Raw genomic sequence first — 233 nt, 5'->3', positions numbered from 1 at the left:
CCGTTGGCGTACTTGGATTCCGGTGCGACGTCGCAACGTCCGCTGCAGGTGCTCGACGCCGAGCGGGAATTCCTGCTCGAACACAACGCGGCCGTGCATCGCAGCGCGCACCAGCTCGCCGAGGAGGCCAATGAGGCCTACGAGGCGGCGCGCGCGGCGATCGCGGCGTTCGTCGGCGTCGGCGCGGACGAGATCGTGTACACCAAGAACGCGACCGAGTCGCTGAACGTGGT

The 233-nt window shown here is 68.2% G+C and carries 1 protein-coding gene; it reads left to right on the top strand.

Annotation, left to right across the window (positions count from 1 at the left end; translation table 11 throughout):
• A partial coding sequence (locus tag ON33_RS11245) for an aminotransferase class V-fold PLP-dependent enzyme (RefSeq protein ID WP_157184483.1) occupies window positions 1-233 on the top strand: 233 nt, incomplete at both ends.

This window comes from Nocardia niigatensis NBRC 100131, from assembly GCF_000308655.1.
Lineage (GTDB): Bacteria > Actinomycetota > Actinomycetes > Mycobacteriales > Mycobacteriaceae > Nocardia > Nocardia niigatensis.
Note: the sequence above shows the minus strand (reverse complement) of the source record. Positions and strands in the feature narration are given on the sequence as shown.